Origin of the sequence: Micromonospora sp. L31 (assembly GCF_052068075.1) — a bacterium.
Taxonomy (GTDB): Bacteria; Actinomycetota; Actinomycetes; order Mycobacteriales; family Micromonosporaceae; genus Micromonospora; species Micromonospora purpureochromogenes.
In genome coordinates this window covers 1-15,297 of record NZ_JBQHDC010000018.1, presented here as the reverse complement: position 1 = coordinate 15,297, position 15,297 = coordinate 1, and the positions used below count along the sequence as shown (strand labels likewise).

The window sequence follows — 15,297 nt, the reverse complement described above, 5'->3', positions numbered from 1 at the left end:
CCGGGACGCGCCATGACCGCCGGCCGGCCCCGGGGCGGCACCCGGGCGGACTACCGGGTAGCTGGGCTGGTCCAGCGGGCCGCGCCCCGGCCGCGGCGCTGTGAACAATGTAACCAACATGGGGTAGACGCCGGTGAATCTTGTTAAGATTCCGCATTTCTTCATGTCGCCACCATTGAAGAAGGGATCCGTCGAAATGCATATCGTGGACACCGCGCGCTATCCACTGGCCGAGCCGGGAAGCGACGCATGGGAACGCGTCGTTTCCCGAACGCGCACCGAACTGCGCGAACTCGGGTGCAGCGTCCTGCCGGAGTTCATTGTGCCGAGCAGCTGGGAGGCGCTGCGGCGGGAAGGCGCCGGGGTCGCCCCGCTGGCGTACTACGACGTTGAGGAGACCAACGTCTACAACATCGCGTTCGACGACGACCTGCCGGCCGAGCACCCGGGCCGCATCGTCATGCAGCGCGGCAACGCGTTCGTCCCGCGCGACCGTATTCCCACCGACAGTGTCATCCACCGGCTCTACATGGACCCGTCGTTCGTGCGCTTCGTCGCCGCCTGCTTCGAACTCCCGGAGCTGCACGAGCTCGCCGACCCGCTGTCCGGCCTGGTGCTCAACGTCGTGCAGCCCGGCATGGAGCACCCGTGGCACTTCGACACCAACGAGTTCACCGTCAGCATGCTGACCCAGGAGCCGGAGGAGGGCGGCGTCTTCGAGTACTGCCCGAACATCCGTTCGGCGGGCGCGGAGAACTTCGGCGCGGTCCGTTCGGTGCTCACCGGCGCCGACCGCTCGCCGGTGCGGGCCCTGACCCTGCGCCCCGGTGACCTCCAGCTGTTCAAGGGCCGGTACGCGCTGCACCGGGTGAGCCCGGTGCGCGGCGCCACCGCCCGGCACTCAGCGATCTTCGCCTACTCCGAACGCCCCGGCGTGATGGGCAGCGTCGCCCGTACGCGGCAGCTGTTCGGCCGGGTCCTGCCCGCGCACCGCGACGCCGAGCGCAATGCCGTGCGAGTCGACCAGTTGCTGGACTAGTAATCGCGAGGAGCCGCCCCGTGCGTTTCGACCGGACCGGAAAAGTTTCCCTCGACGGCATCTACACGCAACCCGATCCCCGCGCCTATTTCACCACCCTGCGTGAGCTTGACTATTACATTCCCCAACTCGCCAAGCCCTATTTTCAGCAATTCATCGGGCAGTACCGCCAATCGCGGCAGGTGGCCGTCCCGACCGTCGTCGACGTCGGCTGCTCCTACGGCGTCAACGCGGCGTTGCTGCGCTGCGACGCCACCATGGACGACCTGTACGACCGCTACGCCGGCGCCGAGTGCACCCGGCAAGCGCTGCTGGAGCGCGATCGTGAGCTGGTCCGGGCGCACCGGTCCCCGGCCCGGTTCGTGGGGCTGGACGTGTCCCGGCCGGCGCTGGGGTACGCATCGGCGGCCGGGTTCCTCGACGACGCCGTGCAGGCCGACCTGGAGGCGCGTGAACCCACGGCGCGGCAGCGCGCCCTGTTCGCCGGTGCCGACATCGTGATCTCCACCGGATGCCTCGGCTACGTCACCGGCCGGACGCTCGTGCGCGTGGTCGGCTCCCGCCGGGACCGGCTGCCGTGGATGGCGCATTTCGCGCTGCGGATGTTCCCGTTCGAACCGATCGCCGACAGCCTCGCGACCCTCGGTTACGACACGGTGCGGGTGGACCGGACGTTCCGGCAGCGCCGTTTCGCGTCCGACCGGGAACAGCGCCAGGTGCTGGAGACGATGTCCGCCGCCGGCGTTGATCCGGAGGGTCTGGAGAGCGACGGCTGGTTGTACGCTCAGCTCTACGTTTCCCGGCCCATCGGCACTCGCGACCCCTTGACCTTTGACGTTGACCAGTCACTGACCCAGAAGGCCGCCCGATGAGTAGCGAATCCCAGGAGACCGAGTGAGCACGTTCGAGAACGAGGACACGCTGCCGCGGGTGCCGTTGCCCGCGCTGGAGGACACCTGCGCCCGGTTCCTCGAGTGGTCTGCGCCGCTGCTGACGGAGGAAGAGTTCGCCGACACCGAGGCCGCGGTGCAGGAGTTCGGGCGGGCGGACGGTCCGGGGCCGAAGCTGCACGCCGATCTGGTGCGGTACAACGCGGATCCGGCCACGCACAGCTGGTTGGACACGTTCTGGCCGGCGCGCTATCTCGGTCGCCGGGACCGGATCGCGTTGAACGCCAACTTCTTCTTCCTGTTCCGCGACACGCCGTTGCGCGGCCTCGCCGAGCCGCAGGTGGAGCGCGCGGCGAGGCTCATCGCCGCCGCCGTGAACTACAAGACCCAGCTCGACGACGAGCGCCTCCCGCCGATCGTGACGCGCGGGCAGCCGTTGTCGATGGAGCAGAACAAGTTCCTGTTCTCGACCACCCGCATCCCGGGGCCGGTGCAGGACACCGTCCGAGCGCCGTACAGTGACGAGATGCCGGGCCCGTCGACGGCGCGGCACATCGTGGTGTTCCAGCGCGGCAACGCGTTCCGGATGGACGTGGTCGGTCCGGACGGGCGCCCGTACTCCCTCGACGACCTGGCGGCCGGCCTGCGTGAGGTGCAGAAGGCCGGTGCCGCGCGGGCCGCGACGGCCACCGCGGCCGGTCATCTCACCACGATGGCCCGGGCCGAGTGGGCGGCGGCCAGGGACCGGCTGGCGGCGCTGGATCCCGGTAACGCCGCAGCGCTGGACACCATCGAGACGGCGCTGTTCTGCGTGTGCCTGGAGGACCTGACGCCGGCCGACGACCTGGCGGCCTGCGACCAGTTGCTGCACGGCGACAGCGGCAACCGGTGGTTCGACAAGGCGGTGTCGGTCATCGTGTTCGCCGACGGCACGGCCGGCATCAACGTCGAGCACTGTGGGCTCGACGGCACCACCATCCTCAGCTTCGTCGACACGATGCTCGCCGGGTCGCCCGAGGAGCACGCCGCGCAGTCGGGTGCGGCGGCGCAGGGGGTGCCGGCGATCGATCCGGTCACGTTCGTGCTCGACGACGCGCTGCGGGCCGACATCGCCGCCGCGGCACGGTCGTTCGCCCAGTACGGCGCGGACACCGCCACCGTGACCCTGTCCTTCGACGAGTTCGGGGTGGACGAGGTCAAGCGGCTGCGGATGTCGCCGGACGCGTTCGTGCAGATGGCATACCAGCTCGCGCACAAGCGGGCCAAGGGCTTCATCGGTGCCACGTACGAGTCCATCGCCACCCGCCAGTACCTGCGGGGGCGGACCGAGGCGATGCGCGTCGTCACGCCCGAGGTGCTGCGGTTCGTGTCCACGATGGACGACCCCGCCGCGTCCCCCGGAGAGCGGCGGGCGGCGTTCCGGGCCGCGGCCGACAAGCATGTCGAACGGGCGAAGCAGTGCCAGGCCGGTGCGGCACCGGAGCAGCACCTGTGGGAGCTGCAGCTGATCCAGAAGCGGCGTGGGGCGGCGCTCGGCGTGCCCGAGCCGTCCCGGCTGTACGAGACGCCGGGGTGGCTCAAGATGCGCGACGACTACCTGAGCACCAGCTCGGCGCCGTCGACCAGCATCCGCTACTTCGGGTTCGGGGCCACCAGCAGTCGCTGCATCGGGATCGCGTACGTGCTGCTGCCGGACCGGTTCAACCTGTACCTCAGCACACCGCGCCCGGTCGCCGGCATGATGTACGCGTTTGCCGACCGGCTCCGCGAAGCGTTGCGGGAGCTGCGCGACCTGCTCGACGAGCGGTAGCCCGGGTCACGGGTCCGCCGCCGGCCGCTCGATCTCCGCGACATGGTGGTCGGCGTAGCGGCGGACCCGGTCCCGCAGTGCGTCCCAGGTCTCGGCGGCGAGCCCGCGATAGATCGCCCGGGCGTCGTCGGCCAGCACCCAGCGGTGCGCGGCTGGCAGGCGGTCGAGGACGAAGCCGGTCGCGGCGTCCTTGGACCGGATCCCGCCCGTCGCCAGGGTGGTCCGGATCCGGGCCAACGTCAGGATCACGCTGCGGGTGTCCAGCAACGCACGGTCAGGGACTGGGACGAAGGGTGTAACTCCTATCAAGGAGCAGCATCTGATGTCTGGCGGATCGATGGCGGCCGTGGATACTGCCGCGGTGGCGAAGAGCGGGCCGGGACAGCCGGCGGAGGGTGTGGACGCGAACTTGGTCACCCGGCTGGTGGAGCAGGCCCGGGTGGCGGGTCTGCAGTGGACCGGCGATGGCGGTCTGTTGCAGCAGCTGACGAAGCGGGTCCTGGAGTCGGCGCTTGAGGGTGAGATCACTGATCACCTCAGCTATGACAAGGGCGATCCGGCGGGTAAGAACGGCGGGAACTCCCGCAACGGTGTGCGGTCCAAGACCGTGCTGACCGATGTCGGCCCGGTCGAGGTCGACCTGCCGCGGGAGCACCGATCTCGAGAGCGGTTCACAACCCCGACTGATCGACGATTGATGATCGACTTGTGATCGAACGGTGACGTCGGCCGACAGGGTGAGCTCACCGTCCGGGATGACCGGAAGGCGATGCGACCCGAGGAGGCAGACCATGGAGAAGGCGAAGGTCGAGCAGACCGGCAAGAAGAAGCTCACCCTGAAGGTTCGCAAGCTGGAGAAGCTGGAGACCACGGCCGTCCGCGACGCGGTCGGCGGCTGACCCTGCCGGGAAACTTCGGTCGCCACCACCGCGGGGGGTGGCGACCGAAGTACTTCCGGTCATCGGGTGCGCCCGATAGGCCGAGCCTTCTGGTCAGGCCGCCACAGTGGCGGCGGCCCTACTTAAGCCACCGTCCTGCGGCGAGCATTGTGAGGTAGCGGATGCGCATGCTCCGGCCACGCGTCAAGGAAGTCCACGAGCCGTACACCCTGCCGGGAAACCGGCTTCTCGTCGGGCTGATGCAATATGGCGTCGCCGCCGAAATCCAGGACGACGAGGAGGGCAGCGTCGCCCGACTGTTGACGCTGCTCGACGGCACCAGGACGCTGGCTGAGGTTGTTGCCGACCTCGCCGTCACCCACCCGGAACTCTCCGAGGAGAGCGTCCGTGAGGTGATGGACCAGCTGATCGAGCAGGGGTTCATCGAGGACGCGGCCGCGCCGCTGCCGGAGGGGTTCACGCCGGACGACGCCGCCCGATACGACCGGGCACGACACTTCTACTCCTGGATCGACACAACGCCGCGGGAGTCGCCCTACGAGGTCCAGGCGCGAATCGGGCGGGCCCGGGTCGGGCTGCTCGGCCTCGGCGGCACCGGTACCGCGGTGGCCGCCGGACTCGTCGCCAGTGGCGTCGGCAGCCTCCACTGCGTCGACTTCGACGTCGTTGACGAGCCGAACCTGACCCGCCAGCTGCTCTACACCGAGAGCGACATCGGCCAGCCGAAGGTGAAGGTTGCGGTCGACCGGCTGCGGGCGATGAACTCCCGCGTGGAGGTGACCGGCGCGGAGTGCCAGGTGCGCTCCGCCGAGGACGTCGTCCCGCTGATGGCCGGCTGCGACGCCTTCGTGCTCTGCGCCGACAAGCCCGTACGGCACATCCAAAGCTGGACCAACGAGGCCGCGCTACGGACCCGTACTCCCTGGTTCATGGCGCTCTACACCGGCCCGATGGCCGTCATCGGCTCGTTCCTACCGTACCGGACCGGTTGCTACACCTGCCTCTGCCGCCGGCAGAACGAGCACGAGTTCTACACCGACGGAAGGTCGCTGATCGGTCAGCCCCGGCCCAACGCCGTCATCGCGGCGAGCGCCAACGTCACCGGGCACCTGTGCGCGCTAGAGGTCCTTTACCACCTCGGCGGGCTCCCGCAGCAGGTCGCCGGACGTGTCTTCCACCACAACGTCGCTCGCTGGGACCACCAGTACTTCGTGGACGTGCAGCGCGACCCTGGCTGTCCCTCCTGCGCGGGCGCGACCTGAGGCCCGGAGCCGAGGACGAGGAGACGACCGTGGGGGAGATCGCTCCGGCGGCGGTGGAGACTGTGGCGACGCCGGAGAGCGTCGTCCGGTTCCATCCGCTGCGGATCCGGCCGTCCGACGACGACCCCGACACCGTCGTCGTCGGACGGCCGGAGGTCGGTGCGTTCGTGGAGCTGCCAGCGATCGGCGCCCGGGCCATCGAGGTGCTCGGCGCGCAGCTGTCCATCGGCACGGTCGAGCGCCGGCTCGCCGCCGAGCACGACATCGACGTCGACCTCGTCGACCTCGTGGCTGTGCTCGCCGAGGCGGGCCTCGTCGCCGAGGTCGACAGCCGGCCGGTCGCCGATCCGCACGGACGGCTCCGGCCGCACCTGCCCCGGCTGCGGGCCCAGCACGTGCGCTGGCTGTTCGGTCCCGCCGCAACACTGGGCTACCTGGCGCTGATCGCGGCGACTCTGGTCACCATCGTTCGGCGGCCCGATCTGCTGCCGTCATACCGCGACTTCTTCTGGACCGACTACGTCGGCCTGGCCGTGCTCGGAAACACCGTGCTGTTCTCGATCTCCGTGACGTGTCACGAGCTGAGCCACCTGGTCGCCGCCCGCTCGCTGGGGGCGCCGGCCCGGATCCGGTTCGCGACCCGGCTGCACCACTTGGCACTGGAGACGGACGTGACCGCGATTTGGTCCGTGCCGCGCCGGTACCGGTACCGCGTCTACCTCAGCGGTCTGCTCTGGGACCTCGCCGTCGTCTGCGGCGCGCTGCTGCTGATCGCGTACGCCGCGCCACACCCACGGGTCAGGGGGCTCCTGGCCGCCCTCGTGGTCGTGGTCGCCATGTCGATGGCTCTGCAACTGCACGTCTACATGCGTACCGACCTCTACTTCGTCCTCCTCGACCTGCTGCACTGCCGCAACCTGTTCCACGACGGCCTCGCGTACGCCCGGTATCTGCTGCGCCGGTGCGGTCACGCTCTGCTGCCCGGCCGGATCGCGGCCCTGGCCACCGACCCGAGCGCGGATCTGCCCCCGCACGAGCGCCGCGCAGTCCGGATCTACTCGGTGGCGGTCGTGCTCGGCAGCACAGTCGCGCTGGCGAGCTTCGTTGGATTCGGCCTCCCGATCCTCCTGCACGGTGCGTTCCAGGCCGGCTCGGCGGTGGTCGCCGGTACGACGGGCGGGAGTCTGCTCGCCGCCGTGGACGGCGTCCTCGTCCTCGCCGTCGAAGGCACATTGCAGGCGATCTTCCTGGTCACGCTCTACCGCCGGCATGCCCAGCGACGCGGTACCTCCCCCGATGTCACGCCCAACGAGCCGGTGCCGACCGGCTGACGCGTCCGGCGGGCTGACCGGGCGGCCGACCGCCGCCGCACCCCCAACCGCGTTGCCGATTTCGCCCCCTCGCCTACTGTCGATCGGAGAAGCGGCGACCGCCATCCACGGATCGCGGCGCCCGGATCGGCGCTCGGGGGGCGAGGACGTGCCAGCGGTGAGGTTCCGTCTGCTCGGTCCGGTCGAGGTCCGGGTCGCCGGCCGGGCGGTGCGGACGGGAGGCCCACGCAGTCAGGCCATGCTGGCCGCGCTGTTGCTGAAAGCCAACCGGCTCGTACCGGTCTCCCGCCTGGTGGACGCCGCCTGGGGCGACCACCCCCCGGCGAGCGCCGAGGTCCAGGTCCGCAACCGGGTCGCCACCGCGCGGCGGGCGATGCGGGAGGCGGGACTGACCGACGACGTCATCGACACCCAGGGCTCCGGATATCTGCTACGCGTCGCCGACGATCAGCTCGATCTGGACGTCTTCGAGGCGCTGGTCCGGCAAGCCGACCAGGACGCGCCGGAGGCGGCGGTGACCAGCCTGCGACAGGCGCTGGCGTTGTGGCAGGGTCCGGCACTGGACGGCCTGCATACGCCGGCGTTGGCGGCGGCAGCCCAACGCCTCGACGAGCGCCGGATGACGGTGGTCGAGCGATGCCTGGACCTCGAGCTCGGCCTCGGCCGCTACGACGAGGTGATCGGCAGTCTGCTGGAGCTGGTCGAGGCGTACCCGTGGCGCGAGCCGCTGGTGGGCCGGCTCATGCGCGCGCTGTACCTGGCGAACCGGCAGGGCGAGGCCCTGGACCGCTTCGACCAGCTGCGCCGCCGGCTGGTCGAGGAACTCGGGGTCGACCCGACGCCGGAACTCGTCCGCCTGCGCGACCTCATCCTGCGCAACGATCCCAGTATCCAGCCCGGCCCCGACGTCGACCCCAAAACCCCGGCCGACGCCGGGCCGGGCCCGGACGACGGGCCGCACGGCCGGGACGCGAGACCCGACGCCGTACAGCAGCCAGCGCTCACCACGGCGGACGCTGGTGCCGACGGCGCCGGGACGGCGACCCGTGAGCCGGCCGCGGACGAACCGCCGCGCACGCCACTCCGGATGCTGCCCGCCGAGCTCACCGACTTCGTTGGCCGGCAGTCGGAGGTGGCGGCCGTCCTCGGTCGGTTGCCGGGGCGGCCTAAGGTCGCCGTGGTGGCCATCAGCGGCCTGCCCGGCGTGGGCAAGACGTCGCTGGCCGTCCGGATCGCACACCAGCTCGGCACGACTTTCCCGGGCGCGCAGCTGTACGTCGACCTGAGCGGGCACGACCAGCCCCTGTCCCCGGACGTGGTGCTCGGACGGCTCCTCCGGGCGCTCGGGGTGCCGGGCAACGACGTGCCGGCGGAACTGGACGAACGGGCCGCGCTCTTCCGGGCGGCGGTGGCCGACCGCCCCAGCCTGGTACTGCTGGACAACGCGGCGAGCGCCGCGCAGGTACGCCCGCTGCTGCCCGGGATCGACGCGGTCGTCCTGGTCACCAGCCGGCGCGCGCTCGTCGACCTCGACGGCGCCTACCAGCTGCGGCTGAACCCGCTGCCGGAAGCCGAGGCGCTGCGGCTGCTCGCCGGCATTGTCGGCCCGGAGCGGATCGCCGCCGAACCCGATTCCGCGTCGGCCATCGTGCGCCACTGCGGGCTGCTGCCGCTGGCCGTACGGATCGTCGGCGCGCGGCTCGCTGTGCGGGACCTGCTGACCCTGCGGCAGGCGGCGATCCAGCTCGACGAGCTCTCGCACCGGCTCGACCACCTCACCCGCGCCGACCGCAGCGTCCGGGCGGCGTTCCAGTCGGCGTACGCCGCCCTGGACGAGCCGGCCCGCCGGATGCTGCGCCGGCTCGCCGTGCTGGACCTCGACGACGCCCCGCCGTGGCTGCTCGCCGTGCTCCTCGACGACGAGGCAGCCGCCCCGGCCGCGGCGACCGCTCTGATCGAGGCCAACCTGTTCGAAGTGAACGGCCCCGACGAGCTGGGCGAGCCGCGGTACCGGATCCACGACCTGGTGCGCGCCTTCGCCAGGGAATGCGCCGCGAAGGAGGAATCGCCGGACGAGGGGGTGGGCCTGCTGCGGCGTGTCTTCGCCGCCTGGCTGACCCTGACCGAACAGGCCCGCGTGGAGCTCAGCCAGGAGACGCAGGCCCGGATCGTTGCGGACCTATCGCGCTCGCCGGCGGTCACGGACGTTCACCTGCGGGACCCGGGAGCCTGGTTCGGCGCCGAACGGGTCGCGTTGCTCGCCACCATCGACCAGGCCGTCGCCACGCCCGGGCTGGAGGACTACGCCTGGGCGCTGGCCTGGCACTGCGACTACTACCTCCACCTGGACGCTCGCCTCGACGAACTGACCCGAGTGACCGAGACGGGACTGGCAGCGGCCGAGCGCCGGGGGCATCTGGAAGGCATAGCCCGGCTGCGACTGTGTGTCGCCTTCGCCACCCTGCTCCGAGACGATCTGCACGGTGCTCTCCGGCACGTCCAAGCCGCCGACGAGGCCAGCAGAGCATTGGCGGAGCCCTGGTTGCGCGCGGAGATCGCCGGGGTGGAGCACCAGGTACACGACGCCATGGGAAACAGTGGCCAGGCCCGCGCCGCCCTCCTCCGATCCATCGAGCTCTACCTGGCGGTCGGCGACCGGACCGCAACCGGGATGAAACTCGCCAGGCTCGGCGCGCTTCAGCTGCAGGAGGGCGAACCGGCCGCCGGCGCGACACTGGCCCGCGGCGTCGCGATGCTCCGCGCCGCCGCCGCGACCCGGCCCCTTGCGCTCGGCCTACGCGGCCTGGCTAACTGGTACGCCCACCGGGGCGAGGTGGACCAGGCGCGGGCGACCTACCTGGAGGGTCTGGAACTGGTCCGGCAGCATCGCGACCGGTTGGGCGAAACGACCCTGCTCAGCGACCTGGCCGCGATGCTGGCCGGCCAGGGACGGCTCACCGAGGCGGCCGGCTATGCCGCTGCCGCGCTGGAGCGGGCCCAGGAGACGAAGGTGGCCTCGTACCTCGCCTACGCCCGGTACGTGCAGGGCCGATTGAGCCTGATGGCCGACGAGCCGGAGCAGGCGCGGATCCGGATCGAGCCGGTCGTCGACCACCTGAAGGCCAATCCGCCGTTGCAGGTCGCCGCCCTGATGGACCTGGCCCGGGCCGATGAGCGGCTCGGTCAGATCGAGGCTGCCCGGGGCGTCTGGCAGCGCGCACTCGCGGTCGCAGGCCGGATCGGCGCTTCGGTCCTGGTCCGTGAGATCACCGACCGGCTCGCCGAGCTGGAGTCCGGCCCGCCGAACAGGCAGCCGAGTTGACGGCGCCGAGGCGCGGTGCACCTGATGAGGCTGCCCCGCCCGCGAGGGTGTCACGACCGGGGGCTGTTGGTGTGGAGGGCCGCTGGGAGTCAGGCCGGCACTGCTCGGCGCTTGGCCCGTCCCCCTGGCACCCGGGTTGATCAGCGGTCAGGATCGGCACGGGTAGTAGGCCCGGCCTTGCAGGTGGGTGCGGATTAGGTGCAGGTTGTCGAAGTGGTCACCGCGCCCCGAGTGCTCGCCAGGACTCGACCAGGGCCAGCGTTTTGACCTGCGGGTGATGCGAATGAGCGGGTCGGCGTGACCTCCCGGAGAAGACCGAAGTGGTCAGGTTCGCAGCTCCCCGTCTGGCTGGTGCCGACCGTCGTCTCCAGCCCTAGGAGGGCGGCCAAGGGGATCTTGGTTTCTTCGACGCGTAACCCTGGATTTTGTTGCAGTGGCGTCGGCGCGCGTCCCCTATTTCAAGACTCGGATCCCACATGCAGCGCCGTGACCAGGGCCTTTAGCGTGGTGACCTCTTCGGCGGATCTGAAGGCGTCAGCGTCCTTAAGTCGCGCTGGTCGGCATGCGACATGACGACGGTGACACATCGTGGGACGTTGATTACAAGGGGTGTCGCGCAGGGGGGCTGTGCGGCTACCGTGACCACGGCATCGATTCATGTACCTAGATCATTCGGTCAGGAGTGACGATGACGACGATCCCCGCCGTGGACCTTCCGTTCCTCGACATCACCGCGCCGGACTTTCGGTTCGACTCTCCCGCGGTCGCTGCGGCACGCGAGGCGAACTGGTGTGCCATGACGCCGATGGGACTCATCGTGCTGCGCCACGCCGAGATGCACCAACTGCTCCGCGACCCGCGGCTGGCACAGAGCGGCGAGCGCTACCTGGAGCTGATGGGCATTTCCGACGGACCGCTGTACGACTGGTTCGTGCCGATGATCCTGCACCAGCGCGGCGCCGACCATCTGCGCCTGCGGCGACTGGTCAGCAAGGCGTTCTCGCCACGGATGATCGAGGGCCTGCGGCCGTTCATGCGTGACACCGCGACGAGTCTGACCGCGGCGATCGCCGAGCGGGGCGAGTGCGAGTTCATGGCAGACTTCGCCGACCCGATGCCGGTGCGGGTGATGTGCGCGCTGCTCGGCGTCCCACCGACCGATTACGAGTTGTTCCGCCGCTGGTCGACCGATGTCGGACTGGTCTACAGCTTCACCCTGCCGCAGCTGCGTACGCGGGTGGAGGAGGCCGTCGTGGGGCTGCGTGCGTACGTCGACTCACTGATCGAGCAGCGCCGCGCCGAGCCGCGGGACGACCTCCTGTCGGCGCTCATCGCCGCCGAGGAAGGCGGGGACCGGCTCAGCACTGAAGAACTGCGCAACCTCGCCCTGACCCTCGTGTTCGCCGCGCACGACACCACCCGTAACCAGCTCGGTCAGGCGCTGGCGACCTTCAGTGAGCACCCCGACCAGTGGCGGCTGCTTGCGAACCGCCCGGAGCTCGCGCCACAGGCCGTGGAGGAGGTCATGCGATGGGCGCCGGCGGTACCGACGATCTTCCGGTTCCCCGTCGAGGACCTCGACGTGCACGGTGTCCACGTCCCAGCGGGCACCTTCCTGCTGCTCGGCACGCACGCCGCCAGCCGGGACCCGCTCGCCGTCGACGACGGTGACCGTTTCGACATCACCATCCACCGGCAAGTGCCGCACCTGACCTTCGGCGGTGGACCGCACTACTGCATCGGCGCACCGACCGCCCGCGTCGAGATGGCCGAGTCGCTGATCGCGCTCAGCAGTCAACTGGCGCCGCCGTCGATAGCCGGCCCCGTCACCTGGCGCCCGCCCACCGCCATCCATGGACCCGAGAGCCTGCCGCTCCGGTTCGGGGGGCGTTGAGCATGCACCGCGCCTGGATCGTCGGCGGCACGGCCGTCGCGCTGCTCGGTGCCGCGACCATCGGGGCGGCACGGGCGGCGGTCGCCAGGATCGAACGCAACCCGGACCCCTTGCCGTATGACCGGCTTGCTCGCGAGCCGCAGGGCGAGGAGGTGCGCGTCCCGCGTCCGGACGGAACGGTGCTGCGCGCGATCGTGGCCGGGGACGGCCCGCCGGTGGTGCTCGCCCACGGATATGGGGCCTCGCTGCTGGAGTGGAACGTGGTATGGGACAACCTGGTCGCCCGCGGTCACCGCGTCATCGCCTTCGACCAGCGCGGCCACGAGCGCTCGACGCTCGGTTCCGCCGGTACCGGCTCGAAACTCATGGCGGCGGACTACGCCGCCATTCTGGAGCACTTCGACGTGCGTGACGGCGTGCTGGTCGGCCACTCCATGGGCGGGTTCATCGCGATCCGTGCAGTGCTCGACCACCCCGAGCTGGCCCGACGCCTGTGCGGCCTGGTGCTGTTCGCTACCTGGGCGGGCCGCATCCTCGACCAGGCACCGCAGAATCGGCTGCAGATTCCGCTGCTGGAAACCGGTCTTCTGCAGCGGCTCGCCCGCACTCGTGCCGGTGGTGTGCTGTTCGGAGCCGCGCAGTGCGGCACCCGGCCGTCGCCGGCCATGATCTCCGTGTTCCGGGACGTCTTCGTCCGTCAGAGCCACCAGCCGCTCATTCCGATCGTGCGGGCCTTCAGCCGAGAGGACCGTTACCCCCGGCTGAGCGAGATCACCGTACCGACCGTTGTCGTGGTGGGCTCGGCGGACCGCTCGACGCCCCCGAGCCACTCACACCGGCTCGCCGCCGGCGTGCCCGGAGCGCGGCTGGTGACCGTGCCCGATGCCGGACACCTGCTCAACTGGGAGGCGCCCGATGTCCTCGTCGAGGTCATCTCATCACTCCAGCAGTAAGCACCCCCGCGGCCGACCGGACCCGTGATCCTAATGGTGAAGGACTACCGGCGCGCGTCCTGTCGTACCTGGTCAGCCCGCAGCTCCGGCGAGGTGCGGACCTTACGATTGCTTTGGCGGCCGCACGTGCGGAGCCAGGCGTTCTCCAGCAGTGAGGTTGTCGCGCCAGTAGCGGTGGACCAGGCCGGGTACCACCTCAACCGCCCCTGCTGCGACGAGACAGGTAAGAAGATCACCGCCGGCCGGTGCGTCGACGTCGAAGGCAACGATCACTGGTGGTTCTTCACCGACGTGCCGACGCACTAGAAAGGTGGGCCGACGCGTAGAGCCCGACAACCAGCGGTGACAGCAATAGGGGCCGGGTTGGGCGGTCACCTTCGGGCGGTGTGAGATCGATCGCCCGTGGGAAGGCCCGGGCGAGCCCGAGATGTTGTCCGACACATGCCGGATACGGATGTGGTGGTTGTCGGGGCCGGGCAGGCGGGGCTGGCCAGTGCGTACCACCTGCGCTCCTCCGGTCTTGACTTCGCTGTCCTGGACGCCGACGCGGCGCCCGGCGGGGCCTGGCAGCACCGGTGGCCGACGCTGCGCATGGCGACCGTGCACGGCATCTTCGACCTGCCCGGGATGCACTTCACGCCTCCGCTGCCGGACGAACCGGCCGCCGAGGCGGTGCCGGCCTATTTCGCGACCTACGAGAGTGAATTTGGCATCGACGTGCAGCGGCCGGTCGCCGTCACGGCCGTCCGGAACGCCGGCGACGGAGGACTCCTCGTCGAAACCGACAAGGGCACCTGGACCACCCGGGCATTGATCAACGCGACGGGAACGTGGACGAGGCCCTTCGTGCCGTACTACCCCGGACAGGAAACGTTCCACGGGCGGCAGCTGCACACGGCCCACTACCGGGGACCGGCGGAATTCGCCGGGAAGCGGGTGGTTGTCGTCGGGGGCGGAACCTCGGCCGTGCAGCTCCTGGTCGAGATCGCCGACGTCGCGGCGACGACCACCTGGGTCACCCGCCGCCCGCCGGTGTTTCGGGACGGGCCGTTCACGCCGGCCTACGGACGCGAGGTGGTCGCCAAGGTGGAGGCACGCGTACGAGCCGGCCTGCCCCCGGGAAGCATCGCCAGCGCGACCGAGCTGGCGTGGACACCGCAGTTGCTCGAAGCTCGGGAACGCGGCCTCCTCCGACGCCGGCCGATGTTCGACCGGATCGTCCCCGACGGCGTCCAGTGGCGCGACGGCACGGCACAGCACGTCGACGTCATCCTCTGGTGCACCGGCTTCCGGCCGGCGCTCGACCACCTGGCCCCGCTGCGGCTGCGCGGGCCCCGCGGCGGCATCGTCGTGGACGGCACCCGGGTGGTCGCCGATCCCCGGATCCACCTGGTCGGCTACGGGCCGTCTGCGAGCACGGTCGGCGCGAACCGGGCCGGGCGGGCAGCGGTCCGCGAGCTGCGCGCGCTTCTGGCGGCGCCCGCCCCCGCCTGACCGGGCGGCGACGGTGGATCTGTCTGTGGTGAGGGTCGACGTCCGCCGAGGCGCCGCAGGGTCGCCTCGGCGGTGACTTGCTCGGCTTGGACCTATCTACCGACTGACCATGCCGGGGTCGGTGCCGTACCTCCGCCTTGCGCTGCTTGTTAAGGTGCCGACTTCGGGTGCACTCGACTCGACGGTCTCCGACGCACGCTCGGCCGATGAGCGGATGCTCACCCCGCCGACTGTGTCGACGGACCCAGACGGCTATCCGAACCGGTCAGCGAGCTTCGTCAGCTTGGTGACGTACGCCGGCCAGTCATAGTCGTGGGGGACGTTGCTGTTCTCCCGCCGCAAGCCGATCGCACTGTCGTGCTGCTCGCGCATGATGTCGGCGTGACCTGCGTGACGGGCGAGG

The 15,297-nt window shown here is 70.5% G+C and carries 11 protein-coding genes and 1 pseudogene; 11 read left to right on the top strand and 1 reads right to left on the bottom strand.

Annotated features, from left to right (window positions below):
- The first annotated feature begins 196 nt into the window (after nucleotides 1–196).
- Genes ACTMS9_RS29295 through ACTMS9_RS29285 form a run of 3 tightly spaced genes read left to right on the top strand, consistent with a single transcriptional unit; the run spans nucleotide 197 to nucleotide 3,739 of the window.
- The gene (locus tag ACTMS9_RS29295) at nucleotides 197–1,039 is read left to right on the top strand and encodes a HalD/BesD family halogenase (protein ID WP_441166513.1); all 843 of its coding nucleotides are present in this window, start codon (nucleotides 197–199) and stop codon (nucleotides 1,037–1,039) included.
- A 20-nt stretch (nucleotides 1,040–1,059) separates the two neighbouring features.
- Nucleotides 1,060–1,911, top strand: coding sequence for a hypothetical protein (locus ACTMS9_RS29290; protein WP_441149252.1), 852 nt, complete (start codon nucleotides 1,060–1,062; stop codon nucleotides 1,909–1,911).
- 22 nt (nucleotides 1,912–1,933) lie between these two features.
- On the top strand, nucleotides 1,934–3,739 hold the full coding sequence (locus ACTMS9_RS29285) for a choline/carnitine O-acyltransferase (RefSeq protein WP_441166512.1): 1,806 nt from the start codon (nucleotides 1,934–1,936) through the stop codon (nucleotides 3,737–3,739).
- A 6-nt stretch (nucleotides 3,740–3,745) separates the two neighbouring features.
- On the opposite strand, the gene ACTMS9_RS29280 is transcribed toward ACTMS9_RS29285, so the two are convergent.
- Nucleotides 3,746–4,156, bottom strand: coding sequence for an aminoglycoside adenylyltransferase domain-containing protein (locus ACTMS9_RS29280; RefSeq protein WP_441166511.1), 411 nt, complete (start codon nucleotides 4,154–4,156; stop codon nucleotides 3,746–3,748).
- On the opposite strand from ACTMS9_RS29280, the pseudogene ACTMS9_RS29275 reads away from it, so the two are divergent.
- The 8 genes and pseudogenes from ACTMS9_RS29275 to ACTMS9_RS29240 all read left to right on the top strand — a co-directional run.
- Nucleotides 4,077–4,391: pseudogene (locus ACTMS9_RS29275) on the top strand (transposase); the annotation flags it as partial. The gene ACTMS9_RS29280 and the pseudogene ACTMS9_RS29275 overlap by 80 nt on opposite strands.
- Before the next feature lie 414 nt (nucleotides 4,392–4,805).
- The gene (locus ACTMS9_RS29270) at nucleotides 4,806–5,900 is read left to right on the top strand and encodes a ThiF family adenylyltransferase (protein ID WP_441149249.1); all 1,095 of its coding nucleotides are present in this window, start codon (nucleotides 4,806–4,808) and stop codon (nucleotides 5,898–5,900) included.
- Between the two features lie 29 nt (nucleotides 5,901–5,929).
- Nucleotides 5,930–7,231: a hypothetical protein gene (locus tag ACTMS9_RS29265; RefSeq protein WP_441166510.1), complete on the top strand. Its 1,302-nt coding sequence runs from the start codon at nucleotides 5,930–5,932 to the stop codon at nucleotides 7,229–7,231.
- 157 nt (nucleotides 7,232–7,388) lie between these two features.
- Complete coding sequence (locus ACTMS9_RS29260) at nucleotides 7,389–10,553, top strand: AfsR/SARP family transcriptional regulator (RefSeq protein WP_441166509.1); 3,165 nt, start codon at nucleotides 7,389–7,391, stop codon at nucleotides 10,551–10,553.
- Nucleotides 10,554–11,241: 688 nt separating this feature from the next.
- Nucleotides 11,242–12,447: a cytochrome P450 gene (locus ACTMS9_RS29255; protein ID WP_441149246.1), complete on the top strand. Its 1,206-nt coding sequence runs from the start codon at nucleotides 11,242–11,244 to the stop codon at nucleotides 12,445–12,447.
- 2 nt (nucleotides 12,448–12,449) lie between these two features.
- Nucleotides 12,450–13,400 carry an alpha/beta fold hydrolase gene (locus ACTMS9_RS29250; protein WP_441166508.1) on the top strand — a complete coding sequence of 317 codons (951 nt, stop codon included), beginning with the start codon at nucleotides 12,450–12,452 and terminating at the stop codon, nucleotides 13,398–13,400.
- A gap of 174 nt (nucleotides 13,401–13,574) precedes the next feature.
- Entirely contained in the window at nucleotides 13,575–13,706 is a 132-nt protein-coding gene (locus ACTMS9_RS29245; RefSeq protein WP_441166507.1) for a hypothetical protein, read from the top strand.
- 135 nt (nucleotides 13,707–13,841) lie between these two features.
- Complete coding sequence (locus ACTMS9_RS29240; RefSeq protein WP_441166506.1) at nucleotides 13,842–14,894, top strand: FAD-dependent oxidoreductase; 1,053 nt, start codon at nucleotides 13,842–13,844, stop codon at nucleotides 14,892–14,894.
- Nucleotides 14,895–15,297: the final 403 nt, after the last annotated feature.

Bases quoted from the DNA above. Each gene is read 5' to 3' on its own strand.
- ACTMS9_RS29250 (WP_441166508.1), top strand. From the start codon at position 12,450: ATGCACCGCGCCTGGATCGTCGGCGGCACGGCCGTCGCGCTGCTCGGT.
- ACTMS9_RS29295 (WP_441166513.1), top strand. From the start codon at position 197: ATGCATATCGTGGACACCGCGCGCTATCCACTGGCCGAGCCGGGAAGC.
- ACTMS9_RS29255 (WP_441149246.1), top strand. From the start codon at position 11,242: ATGACGACGATCCCCGCCGTGGACCTTCCGTTCCTCGACATCACCGCG.
- ACTMS9_RS29240 (WP_441166506.1), top strand. From the start codon at position 13,842: ATGCCGGATACGGATGTGGTGGTTGTCGGGGCCGGGCAGGCGGGGCTG.
- ACTMS9_RS29270 (WP_441149249.1), top strand. From the start codon at position 4,806: ATGCTCCGGCCACGCGTCAAGGAAGTCCACGAGCCGTACACCCTGCCG.